The 12,876-nt window shown below is 55.6% G+C and carries 13 protein-coding genes and 1 other RNA gene; 6 read left to right on the forward strand and 8 right to left on the reverse strand.

Annotated features, from left to right (window positions below):
• Positions 1-52: 52 nt before the first annotated feature.
• Both tomB and EPG66_RS07070 read left to right on the forward strand, forming a co-directional pair.
• Positions 53-430, forward strand: a complete 378-nt coding sequence (tomB, locus tag EPG66_RS07065; RefSeq protein ID WP_003850455.1) for an Hha toxicity modulator TomB — start codon at positions 53-55, stop codon at positions 428-430.
• Positions 431-454: 24 nt separating this feature from the next.
• Positions 455-670, forward strand: a complete 216-nt coding sequence (locus tag EPG66_RS07070; protein ID WP_003850458.1) for an HHA domain-containing protein — start codon at positions 455-457, stop codon at positions 668-670.
• A 134-nt stretch (positions 671-804) separates the two neighbouring features.
• On the opposite strand, the gene ffs is transcribed toward EPG66_RS07070, so the two are convergent.
• Positions 805-901, reverse strand: an RNA gene (ffs, locus tag EPG66_RS07075) — signal recognition particle sRNA small type.
• Between the two features lie 175 nt (positions 902-1,076).
• On the opposite strand from ffs, the gene EPG66_RS07080 reads away from it, so the two are divergent.
• Positions 1,077-1,388 (forward strand): MGMT family protein, encoded by a 312-nt coding sequence (locus EPG66_RS07080; RefSeq protein WP_031592174.1) that lies wholly within the window; start codon positions 1,077-1,079, stop codon positions 1,386-1,388.
• 39 nt (positions 1,389-1,427) lie between these two features.
• Here EPG66_RS07080 and EPG66_RS07085 read toward each other — a convergent pair whose 3' ends face one another.
• Positions 1,428-1,985 (reverse strand): YbaY family lipoprotein, encoded by a 558-nt coding sequence (locus EPG66_RS07085; protein ID WP_010255881.1) that lies wholly within the window; start codon positions 1,983-1,985, stop codon positions 1,428-1,430.
• Between the two features lie 190 nt (positions 1,986-2,175).
• Here EPG66_RS07085 and tesB point away from each other — a divergent pair, with 190 nt between their 5' ends.
• Positions 2,176-3,039, forward strand: a complete 864-nt coding sequence (gene tesB, locus EPG66_RS07090; protein ID WP_010255880.1) for an acyl-CoA thioesterase II — start codon at positions 2,176-2,178, stop codon at positions 3,037-3,039.
• A gap of 50 nt (positions 3,040-3,089) precedes the next feature.
• Here the strand turns inward: tesB and amtB are convergent, their stop codons facing one another.
• The 5 genes from amtB to EPG66_RS07115 all read right to left on the reverse strand — a co-directional run bounded on the left by amtB (position 3,090) and on the right by EPG66_RS07115 (position 9,030).
• Complete coding sequence (gene amtB, locus EPG66_RS07095; RefSeq protein ID WP_010255877.1) at positions 3,090-4,376, reverse strand: ammonium transporter AmtB; 1,287 nt, start codon at positions 4,374-4,376, stop codon at positions 3,090-3,092.
• A 34-nt stretch (positions 4,377-4,410) separates the two neighbouring features.
• Positions 4,411-4,749: a P-II family nitrogen regulator gene (gene glnK / locus EPG66_RS07100; RefSeq protein ID WP_003850469.1), complete on the reverse strand. Its 339-nt coding sequence runs from the start codon at positions 4,747-4,749 to the stop codon at positions 4,411-4,413.
• Between the two features lie 257 nt (positions 4,750-5,006).
• On the reverse strand, positions 5,007-6,782 hold the full coding sequence (locus EPG66_RS07105; protein ID WP_182686334.1) for a SmdB family multidrug efflux ABC transporter permease/ATP-binding protein: 1,776 nt from the start codon (positions 6,780-6,782) through the stop codon (positions 5,007-5,009).
• The gene (locus EPG66_RS07110; RefSeq protein WP_064704601.1) at positions 6,775-8,544 is read right to left on the reverse strand and encodes a SmdA family multidrug ABC transporter permease/ATP-binding protein; all 1,770 of its coding nucleotides are present in this window, start codon (positions 8,542-8,544) and stop codon (positions 6,775-6,777) included. The genes EPG66_RS07105 and EPG66_RS07110 overlap by 8 nt, the downstream gene beginning before the upstream one ends.
• A 24-nt stretch (positions 8,545-8,568) precedes the next feature.
• Positions 8,569-9,030, reverse strand: coding sequence for an Lrp/AsnC family transcriptional regulator (locus tag EPG66_RS07115; RefSeq protein ID WP_031592177.1), 462 nt, complete (start codon positions 9,028-9,030; stop codon positions 8,569-8,571).
• A 117-nt stretch (positions 9,031-9,147) separates the two neighbouring features.
• Between EPG66_RS07115 and EPG66_RS07120 the strand changes: the two genes are divergently transcribed.
• The gene (locus EPG66_RS07120; protein ID WP_039388323.1) at positions 9,148-10,182 is read left to right on the forward strand and encodes a PLP-dependent cysteine synthase family protein; all 1,035 of its coding nucleotides are present in this window, start codon (positions 9,148-9,150) and stop codon (positions 10,180-10,182) included.
• Positions 10,183-10,216: 34 nt separating this feature from the next.
• Here EPG66_RS07120 and cof read toward each other — a convergent pair whose 3' ends face one another.
• Entirely contained in the window at positions 10,217-11,038 is an 822-nt protein-coding gene (gene cof, locus EPG66_RS07125) for an HMP-PP phosphatase (RefSeq protein WP_182686336.1), read from the reverse strand.
• Positions 11,039-11,129: 91 nt separating this feature from the next.
• On the opposite strand from cof, the gene EPG66_RS07130 reads away from it, so the two are divergent.
• Positions 11,130-12,848 carry an SgrR family transcriptional regulator gene (locus EPG66_RS07130; RefSeq protein WP_182686339.1) on the forward strand — a complete coding sequence of 573 codons (1,719 nt, stop codon included), beginning with the start codon at positions 11,130-11,132 and terminating at the stop codon, positions 12,846-12,848.
• The last annotated feature ends 28 nt before the right edge of the window (positions 12,849-12,876 follow it).

Below are 12,876 nucleotides of genomic sequence, written 5' to 3' on the forward strand. Positions count from 1 at the left end.
GATCTTCTCTCGCCGCCCTGCGGCAACTGTGCTAGCTATGGAGGGGAAAAAGATGGACGAATACTCACCGAAACGGCATGATATTGCCCAGCTTAAATACCTTTGTGAGAGTCTGTTTGACGACAGCATGGCAACATTAACCGACAGCCATCATGGCTGGGTTAATGATCCCACTTCTGAAAGCAATCTACAGCTTAACGATTTGATTGAGCATATCGCCTCTTTCACCATGAATTACAAAATTAAGCACGTTGAAGATGAAGCGCTGATTTCGCAAATCGATGAATATCTTGATGATACTTTTATGCTATTCAGCAATTATGGTGTCAATAGTCCGGATCTTCAGCGGTGGCAACGTTCAGCAAAACGCTTATTTAATCTGTTCACTGAAGAGTGCGCTTTTCTCCAGCAACCGAGCCATTCATTATAGTAAAGACATGAGAACGGTTTATTTATGAACAAAACCCTGACTAAAACCGATTATTTGATGCGACTGCGGCGCTGCCGCTCTCTTGATACCCTGGAAAGGGTGATTGAAAAAAATAAGTATGAATTACCGGAAGATGAATTAGCGGTATTTTACTCAGCGGCTGACCATCGCCTGGCGGAACTGACGATGAACAAGCTCTACGATAAAGTCCCGGGTTCAGTATGGAAATTTGTCCGTTAATCTGATCGCTTACTGCTAAGTTTTACCCCAACAAAGTACCAGATAATCCTGCCTGCCGGCAAAGGATCGGCCCAGGCGGGTTTTGCCTGTCTGCAGCTTAGGGGGAGAATATCGAAGGGAGAAAGTGGTGGGGGCCCTGCCAGCTACATCCCGGCACACGCGTCACCTGCTACGGCTGCTTCCTTCCGGATCTGACCGAGTTCACAAGCTAGCATTGCGGGAGAACCAACAGGGCCCCCATTGACAAGCCCTCTTTACGAGAGCGGGGGCATTATCTGGGAAGGAGGTGGCAATTGCAAGCGTAGTCGGGACAACCGTTGTTTTCTTGAACAACCACTGCTTTTACGCTTTCTCCGCCTTTTCCCCGTGCTAAAGTTAAAACCCTTTTTCCTGATGAAATAAGTACATGAATCAGCCAGACACTTTCCAGCAACGCATCTGGCAAATTGTTGCCGCTATTCCGGCTGGCCGCGTCACCACCTATGGCGATGTGGCGCTACTGGCCGGTTCTCCGCGCGCGGCGCGTCAGGTTGGTGGCGTGCTGAGTCGCTTACCCGAGGGCACTACCCTTCCCTGGCATCGCGTCGTAAACCGACACGGCACAATTTCTCTTCAGGGTGACCGTCTGTTGCGGCAGCGGGATGCACTGGAAGCGGAAGGTATAGAGGTGAGTGATGACGGACAGCTCGATCTCGAGGCTTATCGCTGGCGATTTTAGACAGGGAAAAAAGGGCGACAATGTCGCCCCGAAAAGAGATTACAGACGGGTTGGAGCAGGAACCGCAGCAGACGGCGTCACCTGAGTCGGTGAGGTCGAAGGAACGGTGGTCGCTGCGCCCGGCTGGGTTGGCATCGCCATAGACGGAACCGGTACCAGCAGCAGCTCTGCTTTGGTGCCACCCTGGTTAATCACCGGCTTCACGCCTTCAGTGATAAAGGCCAGCTTACCGTCGATTGAGATAGCTGCGCTTAACAGAATGCGTGCATCAGGCTTGATGTCGGCTGGGTTAAACGGCAGCACGAACTGGAACGGTGCCTGTTTGCCTTCGGTACGCACCACGCGCTGCGACAGCACTTTTGAGGGTGCATCGGCGACGGACGCATCAGAGAGCGTCACGGTTAATACCGCATCCGGCGGCAGCGCAATGCGCTGGCGGATAAAGACTGAACCACTTACGTTAGGCTGCGCAATCGCCGCCGTCTGTCCTGCAACCGCAGAACCCAGAGTTGGCGTTGGCACGGGTTTACTCTTGTCGGCGCATCCTACAACAGCAACCGCCATAACTACTCCACTGAACACATGCCTGAGTTTCATTGATGTCGTCTCCATTTGATCAAAATGATTGTCGGCAGCGAATCCTGCTTACAGCGCTTCACTCGCCGTATGTCCTTAATGTTGGCACAAAAATGAAATTTTGCCTGGCACCGACAATCCAGAAAGTCTGATTGACGTCAACTGGTCCGATCTTTCACACTGAGCAGGTCACTATATTGAGGAACGCGCCATGAGTCAGGCACTGCAAAATCTGCTGAATTTATTAAATCTGGAAAAACTGGAAGAGGGTTTATATCGCGGCCAGAGCGAGGATATTGGCCTTCGTCAGGTGTTTGGCGGTCAGGTGGTGGGTCAGGCGCTGTATGCCGCAAAGCAAACCGTGGCGGAAGATCGCATTATTCACTCTTTTCACAGCTATTTTTTGCGGCCCGGCGATAGTCAGAAAGCGATTATTTACGATGTTGAAACGCTGCGTGATGGCAAAAGTTTCAGCGCACGTAGGGTCAGTGCCATTCAGAATGGGCAGCCGATTTTTTATATGACCGCCTCGTTCCAGTCACCGGAAAGCGGCTTTGAACATCAGAATCCGATGCCGCAGGTGGCGGGGCCAGAGAATCTGTTAACTGAACAGGCGATGGCGCAGAAAATGGCGCATCTGCTGCCAGAAAAGCTACGTGAAAAATTTATTGCTGAACGTCCGCTGGAGATCCGCCCGGTACAGATTCACAATCCTCTCCGGGGCCATGTGGATAAGCCGGAGCGCCAGGTCTGGATCCGTGCCACCGGCCCACTGCCCGACGATTTACGTATCCATCAATATCTGCTCGGCTATGCTTCCGATCTCAATTTCCTGCCGGTCGCGCTCCAGCCGCACGGTAAAGGCTTTTTAGAGCCGGACATGCAGGTTGCCACTATCGACCACTCAATGTGGTTCCACCGCCCGTTCGACTTCAGTGAATGGCTGCTCTACAGCGTGGTCAGTACTTCGGCGTCAGGCGCACGGGGTTTTGTCCGGGGCGAGTTCTACAATCAGCAGGGTGTGCTGGTGGCCTCAACGGTTCAGGAAGGAGTGATGCGTCAGCGCAGCGAATAAAAAAAGGGGGCGATTGCTCGCCCCCGGTTGATCTTTTCACTGCCCATCCATTACTGGTTGTAAGCATTCTCGCCGTGGCTGTTTACATCCAGACCTTCACGCTCATGCTCTTCCGGAACGCGCAGACCGACAATCAAATCAGCCAGCTTGAAGCCGATGAAGGCGACAACGCCCGACCAGACGATAGTCAGGCCCACGCTGAAGAGCTGTACCCAGACCTGATGGCCCATGGTGACACCCTCTGCGTAGCCTACGCCGCCCAGTGAAGAGGAGGCAAACACGCCAGTCAGGATACAGCCGACAATGCCGCACACGCCATGCACGCCGAACACATCGCAGGGATCATCCACGCGCAGCCATTTTTTCAGGGTGGTCACGCCCCACAGTCCCGCCAGTCCGCCAACCAGGCCGATGATTAATGCACCGCCGACGCCGACATAACCACAGGCAGGCGTAATCGCTACCAATCCGGCAATAAAGCCTGAACAGGCACCCAGCAGCGAAGGCTTACCACGTACCGCCCACTCGCCAAAGGTCCATGACAACACGGCGCCCGCTGTGGCGACAACGGTGTTGAGGAAGGCCAGCGCCGCGATTTCGTTTGCTGCAGAAGCAGAACCGGCGTTGAAGCCGAACCAGCCGACATACAGAATGGCGGTACCGGTGAATACCATGGGCAGGTTGTGTGGTTTGAAGGCCTCTTTACCAAAGCCGGCACGTTTGCCCACCAGATAAGCGCCCACCAGACCGGCGACAGCGGCGTTAATATGCACCACGGTGCCGCCAGCAAAGTCCAGCGCGCCATCCTGTGCCAGGAAACCGCCAGCCCACACCATGTGCGCGATAGGCAGGTAAGCCAGGGTCAGCCAGACGCCGACAAAAATCAGTACGGCAGAGAAACGGATGCGTTCTGCGATAGCACCGACAATCAGGCCCACCGTGATACAGGCAAACGAGGCCTGGAACGCGACGTGAATATATTGATAGAAGCTGCCCATGACGGCGGTCAGCTGAATGTTTTTCAGCATCACCCAGTTGAAGCTGCCAAAGAAAGCGTTGCCTTCACTGAACGCCAGTGAATAGCCGTAAACCATCCACAATACGCAGACCAGTGAGAAGGTGACGGCAACCTGGGTCAGCATCGACAGCACGTTTTTACCGCGAATCAAACCACCGTAAAACAGCGCGATACCTGGAATTGACATAAACAGCACCAGCGCGGTGCAAATCATCATAAATGCGTTATCAGCCTTGTCCGCAACGGCAGGCGCAGCCATCGCGAGTGAGGGTAACAGTGCCAGGCTGGTGAGGCCCAACTTAGCGAAAATTTTATTCATTTTTATTCCATCCCATCACAGTACTGAGTCTTTATTACAGAGCGGCTTCGTCGGTCTCGCCGGTACGAATACGGATGACGCGCTGCAGTTCAGCTACGAAAATTTTACCGTCGCCAATTTTGCCGGTGTAAGCCGCTTTACTGATGACATCCACCACTTCGTCTAACTGATCGTCGGCAATAGCGATATCAATTTTGACCTTAGGCAGGAAGTTCACGCTGTACTCTGCGCCACGATAAAGCTCTGCATGGCCCTTCTGACGGCCAAAACCTTTCACTTCGGAGACGGTCAGTCCCTGAATGCCGATAGAGGATAAAGCTTCACGTACATCCTCCAGCTTGAATGGCTTAATTACGACGGTAACCAGCTTCATTGGATCCCCTCCAGCGAGTAAATAGGTAACGTTTACGGACACGCAGGGATATAAGCAAAGCCTGTGCCAGAGTGTGAAAATGACGGTAATCCATTGTTCAGGCGAGACGCGGCAAGGGATGCTTTAAAGAGGATGGGAAACAGAGAGGCCGTACAGGGGAGATTGCAGCGGAGGACTGCACTCCTTTGGTGCTTCAGGCGTCAAAGGAGTGCATTTATACAGATTAATCTGATAAAGCTGCGCAAAAAAGGTGCAACTCAGCCTTCAGTTGTTACAGCGACGCCCGATACCAGATCTTCACCTGCCTGCTGCAGCTGATACATCTGCCAGTAACGTCCCTGCATCGCCAGCAGTTGCTGATGCGTACCCTGCTCAACCACACGACCACGATGCAGCACCAGAATCTTGTCTGCTTCAATAATCGTTGAGAGGCGGTGAGCAATCACCACCAGCGTGCTGTGCTGGCGCAGCGTCTCTAGCGTCTGCTGAATGGCCTGCTCGGTGCCGGAGTCGATATTGGCCGTCGCTTCGTCGAGGATCAGTATCTGCGGCAGATCAACCAGCACCCGGGCCAGTGCCAGCAGCTGCTTCTGCCCGACCGACAGATTGTTGCCCTGCTCGCCCAGCCGGGTATGAATCCCCTCCGGCAACGCATGCGCCAGCGGAGCCAGCTGCACCTGTTCCAGCACCGTCCAGACGGCCTCTTCGCTGATGTCGCGTCCCAGCCGCACATTCGCCAGCAGCGTATCGGCCAGCACCACCGGATCCTGTTGCACCATCGCAATACCGCGCCGCAGCACGGCATGGCTCAGGTCGCTGATGGGTCGATCATCAATGCGGATCTCGCCGCGCGTCACCAGGTAGTAACCCATTAACAGGTTCGCCAGCGTGCTTTTACCGCTGCCGGTATGTCCCACCAGCGCCACAAACTCGCGTGGGGCAACCTCAAGATTGATATCACTGAGCACATCGCGGTTTTCACGGTAGGCAAAACTCAGATTGTTCAGGGTGATACGACCTGAAGCCAGCGGTTGCTGATCGGCACCATACTGCTGCTGTGCGGCATCCATCAGTTCGAAAATACGCTCACCTGAAACCACTGCCTGCTGCAGCATCGATTGCTGAGTGGTCAGCTCAATCAGCGGCTCATTCAGACGCCCCAGATAGGTAATAAAGGCATAGAGTACCCCCACTTCAAACACGCCAGGCATCGAGAAACTAAACAGGATTAGCAGCCCGCACAACACCATCGCTGAAAACAGGCTCAACAGCGGACGCAGCAGAAAGCCATCCAGACGCAGCGTTTCCATTCGCGCCAGATAGTGAGAGCGACTCGCTTCGCCCATTCGCTCACCAAATCGCGCCTGCTGACGAAATTGCTGGATGACGCTCATGCCGCTGATCACTTCGTTAAAGCCATTATTGATGTCTGCCAGATAGCTGCGAACCCGACGGGCAATGGGCGTGCTGTAACGCTGATAGATGAACATCACCACCAGTACCAGCGGGAAGATCATCATCGCCACCAGCGCCATGCGCCAGTCAAGGCTGAACATCGCCACCATCATGGCGCCGACCAGTGCGGCACTGCGCAACACGGTTGAAACCACCGTGACGTAGAGATCGCGGATCACTTCGGTGTCGTTAGTCACGCGTGAAATAATCTGCCCGACCGGCTGGGTATCAAAGGCACTCAGCGGCTGACAGAGTGCGGCATTCATCACGTCACTGCGTAACCGCTGTACCACGCCGATAGCGGCTCGGTTAAACAACAGCGCCTGCCAGTAGTGCAGCCCGGCGGCCAGCAGCTGAAGCAGGATAAAACTGACCACCAGTCCGGCGACCACTCCCCAGGGCATCTGATGTTTCGCCACCAGGTTGTCGATAAAATAGCTGACCAGAACCGGTCCGGTCACTTCCGCCGCGGCAGCGATCCACAGCATCCCTACCGCCAGTGACAGGGATTTACGCCACGGCTTACCGTAGCTCAGCAGACGCTTCAGGGTAGGCCACAAGCGTGCAGACTTAGCCATGCGGCACTCCTTTCTCATTTTCATCATCATCCAGCGCCGCTTCCAGTTGCTGGTAACGGTACATGTCCCGATACCAGCCAGCACTGCCGGTCAGCGCGTCGTGGTCACCCCGCTGCGCTACTCTGCCCTGCTGCAGGACCAGGATTTCACTGGCTTCCGTCAGTGCCGATAAGCGGTGCGCGCTGATAATCAGCGTGCGTCCCTGCCCCCAGATGCGCAGGTTATGCAGGATTTCGTGTTCGGTACGACCATCCACCGCAGAAAGCGCGTCGTCCAGAATCAGGATTTCCGCATTCAGCAGCAGCGCCCGGGCAATCGAAAGACGCTGCTTCTGCCCACCCGACAGCATCACACCACGCTCCCCGACTTCCGTTTCATAGCCCTGCGGCAGACGCAGGATATCGTCATGAACGCAGGCCAGCGTGGCGGCATGCTCAATCTCCTGCTGAGTTGCGCCCGGTTTCCCCAGCGCAATATTGTTCGCCACGCTGTCTGAGAACAGGAACGGTGTCTGGCTGACCACGGCCAGACGGCTGCGCCAGCTGTCCAGCCGCAACTGCGGCAGCGGGATCTGGTGATAACGGATGTCGCCCTGCTGAATATCAAAGTGGCGCTGTATCAGGCTAAGCAGCGTACTTTTGCCACTGCCGGTTGGCCCGCACAGCCCCAGCATCTCACCGGGTTTCAGCTGGAAGCTGACATCGCTTAAGACCGGACCCACGCTGGCCGGATAGTGGAAGGCGCGAATCGCGACCTGCAGCGTGCCCGGTTCAGATGGCAGTGACTTATCGCCATCTTCCACCGCTGGTGCTTCCGCCAGCAGCGCGCCGATGCGGCTCCAGGCGGCGCTGCCGCGTTCAACAATATTAAACATCCACGCCAGCGCCAGCATCGGCCAGATCATCAGGCCGAGATACATCACAAAGCTGGTGAGCTGCCCCAGCGTCATCTCTCCATGCCAGACCAGCCAGCTGCCGCCACCAATCGCCAGCAGGTTTGAGAAGCCGATAGCGATATAGATAGTGGGGTCGAAACGAGCATCGACCCGCGCCACGCGCAGGTTTTTTTCACCGGTATCGCGGGCGATATCGGAAAATTGCTGCGACTGATGCTGTTCAAGGCCAAAAGATTTAATCATCCGGATGCTGGTCAGGCTCTCCTGCGTCTGATCGTTGAGGCTGGAGAAGGCGGCCTGTGCCAGCTTAAAGCGATGGTGCAGTTGATTACCGTAGCGATGGATCACGATGGCCATAATGGGCATCGGCACCAGCGCAAGCAGCGTCAACTGCCAGCTGATCTGCGTGCTCATTACCAGCAGCACCACGCAGCCCATGACCAGCGAGTCGACCAGCGTCAGAACCCCTTCCCCGGCAGCAAACACTACCCGATCCACGTCGTTGGTGGCGCGCGCAATCAGGTCGCCGGTGCGGTGACGCAGATAAAATGCCGGTTGCTGACGACTCAGCTGGCGATAGAAATCTTCGCGCAGTTCAACCGCCAGCTGGTAGGAGGCACCAAACAGCAGCACACGCCAGACATAGCGCAGCAGATAGACCACCACCGCCGTTGCCAGCATGATCCCAATCCACATCATGATGCGGCTGGTGCTCATGTTGTCACGCGTCACGCCATCGACAATCACCCCGACCACATGCGGTGGCAGCAGCTGCAGAATAGCAATAACAATCAGCAGGAGGACCGCGCCCAGATAGCGCCGCCACTCCCGCAGAAAATACCAACTTAATTGACTGAATAATCGCACAACGCTGCTCTCAATCTCAGGCCCTCAGGGGGCGACAGGTAAAGCCGTGGTGTATTTAATCTCTTCCATGGCGAAGCTGGATGTCACATCAATCAGGCCGGGCACCCCATTCACTACTCGCTTGTAGAAAGCATCATAGCTTTTCATGTCGGCCACCTGAATGCGCAGCAGGTAATCATACTCGCCTGCCATACGATAAAAGGCCATTACCTCCGGCATGCTGCTCACCACCGAGACAAATGCCTGATACCAGTCGCGGCTGTGCTGCTGCGTTTTAACAAACATAAACGCCGTCAGTGACAGTCCGATTTTATCTCCATCCAGCAGCGCCACCCGTGCGCGAATAATGCCATCATCTTCAAGCTTTTTCAGGCGCTTCCAGCAGGGTGTGGTGGTGAGGTTGACGGCATCCGCCAGCGCCTGCAGCGACAGCGTGCAGTCATGCTGCAGCAGTGAGAGCAATTTAAGGTCAGTTTTATCTAACATTCGCGGCTCCAGGAGAATCATTTTCTCCATTACCGCCATTTTAGCGGTAATTGTGCAATCTCTTTTTCCTGCACGTGCCATAAAATAGCCGCATCACTTTTTTACCGGACGCCTGAGATGCACACCTGCTGGATTCGCCACGCTATCAACGAAATTAACGCTGATTTTCAACGATCGGCTGAGACCCATTTGATCCGTTTCGATCTGGCGGACTTTCCCGGCATCTGGTTCTATCTGAAAGATGAAAGTACCCATCCCAGTGGCAGTCTTAAACACCGGCTGGCACGCTCCCTGTTCCTCTACGGCCTCTCCAACGGCTGGATTAAACAGGATACGCCGATTATCGAAGCCTCGTCAGGCAGCACTGCCGTTTCTGAGGCGTACTTCGCAAGGCTGCTGGGTCTGCCCTTTATTGCGGTGATGCCGGCGAGCACGGCGAAGCGTAAAATTGAGCAGATCACTTTTTATGGCGGACAGTGCCATTTTGTTGAAGATCCCTGCCAGCTCTATGCTGAATCTGAACGGCTGGCGCGGGAGCTCAATGGCCATTTTATGGATCAGTTTACCTATGCTGAACGTGCCACCGACTGGCGCGGCAATAACAATATTGCAGAGAGCATTTTCCGTCAGATGGAGCATGAGCCTTATCCGATTCCCCATACGATAATCATGAGTGCGGGCACGGGCGGCACCTCAGCCACGCTGGGCCGCTATATCCGTTATCAGGGACTGGAAACCAAACTGCTGGTGGTTGATCCGCAGCATTCGGTGTTTTTTGATTACTGGCAGCAGCGTGATGCCACCCTGACCAGCGCGCGCGGCAGCATGATCGAAGGAATTGGCCGTCCGCGAGTGGAGCCGTCGTTTATGCCTGACGTGATCGACGAAATGATCAAAGTGCCGGATGGTGCAACGCTGGCCGCCATGCTGAAACTGGAAAAGATTCTGGGACGCAAGCCTGGCGCCTCTACCGGCACCAATTTCTGGGGCATGATGCAGGTGGCAAAACGCTTACGGGCAGCGAATCACCAGGGAGCACTGGTGACACTGCTGTGTGACAGCGGGGAACGTTATCCTGATAGCTACTATCAGCCTGAATGGGTGGCAAAGCATATTGGCGATATCACGCCGTGGCAGCGCGAGCTGGAATAAAAAACCGGACATCCTGTCCGGTTCACGGCAATCCTCAGCATTCGGGGGAATACGCGAGGTCGGGTGTTGCCAGCCAGTGATTTAAATAGTGAGACACCGCCTGTGTCTCGCAATGCCCTAATACCGGCAGATGCGGTAGTGCGGCTTTCAGCTGCGCCATCGCATTGCCCATAATGAAACCCTGTCCGGCCTGCGCCAGCATCTCGCGATCGTTCATCGCATCACCAAACGCCATACACTCCGCCATGGTCAGCGACAGATGGTCACATAACAATGCCAGCGCGCTGCCTTTATTGCAGCTGGCGGGCAATACCTCCAGACAATCCACGGCAGAGAAGCAGATATTAGCCTGCTCGCCCAGTGCGGCATCCAGCTCTGTTTTTAGCTGACAGAGGCGCTGATGCTGATCGATAAAGCAGATTTTTGTCACCTGATGCGCGGGCAACCTTTTAAGATCGCACAGCTGATAGCCAAATCCGCTGATCTGATGGGCCACCAGCAGTTCAGGCTGTGGGTGATCGGTAAACCACCCCTGATCGTTGAAAACATGCAGGGTGGCGGGCGTATCCCAGCGGCGGTGGATCACCTCTTCGGCGACTGCAGAGGGCAGATCACGCGCAAAGATCAGATTGCCCTGCCTGTCGTGTACACGAGTGCCATTACCGGTAATCAGCCACGCGGGCAGTGTCATTTTTTCCCGTAAGATTTGCATCTCCAGCAGATGGCGGCCCGTCGCCAGCGCCAGATTAATGCCACGCAGATGCAACGCCTGCAGGCTATCCAGCGTCTGCTGACCCATCTGATGATCCGGCAGCAATAATGTGCCATCCATATCGAACGCGGCTAAACGCACCATGATTTCCTCCTGCTGAAAGATGAACTCCACTATTGCCTGTTAATTGCGGAACTAATAGTGAATACTTTTAAAAAACTGTTCCGGGTTTAACATGCGCCAGCTTAACCGTCTTAATCATTTTCAGCGTCTGTGGCAGCAGAGCCAGGGTGCCCCACAGCAAACCTGCGTGGCGGAGATGGCCCGCCACTGTATCTGCAGCGAGCGGCATCTGCGCACGTTGCTGTCACAGTGGCAGCATGCAGGCTGGCTCAGCTGGCGCGGCGAGCCAGGCCGTGGCAAACAGGGACAGATAGTGTTTCTGCGCTCACCTGAACAATTACGGCAGCAGTTGCTGCAACAACAGCTCGACGCCGGAGACGCAGCTGAGGCCTTGCAGCTGCTGGATCTGCCGCCGGAAAGATTGATCAATATGCTGCGGCCATTAATGGGTGGACAATGGCAGAACGATACGCCGGTTCTGCGCATCCCCTACTATCGCCCGATGGAGAGCACCGAGCCGCGCCAGATTACCGGTCGGGCCGAACAGCACCTGGCCCGCCAGATCTATTCCGGTCTGACCCGTTTTGAGCAGGATGAGCCGGTCGGCGATCTGGCGCATCACTGGCAACACGACGAGGCGTCATCTGGCTGGTTATTCTGGTTACGGCCTCAGCTGATGTGGCACAACGACGAGCCTCTGCAGGCCGCACAACTGGTGGCGCAGTTCCGCCAGCTGTTGCGGGATACGCGCGTCAGTATGTTACTGGCCGATGTGCTCAGCGTGGATGCGCCCCATCCGCTTGCGGTGCGTTTCGTACTGCGACGCCCTGATTTCTGGCTGCCCCATCGGCTCGCCCACCTGTTGTGCCTGCTGCCCCATCCCATCGATCCCGCCACGGGCAGCGGGCCATGGAAACTCAGGCACTTCAGCGCCGAGCTGGTCAGGATTGAAAGTCACGCGCGCTGGCATCTGCAGCGTCCTCTGCTGCAGGCGGTGGAGTACTGGATTACTCCTCAGCTGTTTGATCCCGCTCTCGGCAGCAGCTGTCGTCATCCGGTGCAGATTGCGATAGGGGATGCCGCAGAGCTCAGGACGCTGCAACCGGTCAGCAGCAGTATCAGCCTCGGCTTCTGTTATCTGGTCTGCCGACCACGAGCCGGATTTACCCCTGATCAGGCGCGCACGCTTTTCCAGCTGATCCAGCAAAGCGGCATTGTCAGCCGGTTGCCACTGGATGAGGGACTCATCACTCCCAGCAAAGAGCTGTTACCTGGCTGGAGCGTGCCGCTGATTGATGCTGTCACGGTTCCCTTACCGGCGACCCTGACGCTGCATTATCAGTTGCCGGTTGAGCTGCATCAGATGTCACAGGCGCTGGTTGCACTGTTAAAACAGCACGGCTGCACCCTGAAAGTGGTTTTTCATCCGGTAAAAAACTGGCACGGCATCGACCCGCTTGATGAGGCGGATATCGTGATGGGCGACAGACTGATTGGTGATGCGCCGGTCTTTACGCTGGCCAGCTGGTTGCAGACTGACCCGCTATGGCGGCCGCTGTGGCCCACACTGCAGGGCGAAGAGATTCAGGCGCAACTGCTGGCTATCCAGCAAATTGCTGACGACGAAACCCGTGCCCGCTCGCTGCATCAGCTTTATCATCAGCTGATGACGGGCGGCATCCTGCTGCCACTGTTCAATTATCGCTATCAAATCTACGCGCCGCCGGGCGTTGAAGGGATTGAACTGAATACGCTGGGCTGGTTCGATTTCAGCCGCGCATGGATTCCGCCGCCCATTGATCCGCCATGCAGCTGTTCAGCGGCGGACTGAGGCATTACCATAAGCGCAAAATTAATTA

It is taken from the genome of Pantoea pleuroti, from assembly GCF_014156615.1.
GTDB classification, from domain to species: Bacteria; Pseudomonadota; Gammaproteobacteria; order Enterobacterales; family Enterobacteriaceae; genus Pantoea; species Pantoea agglomerans.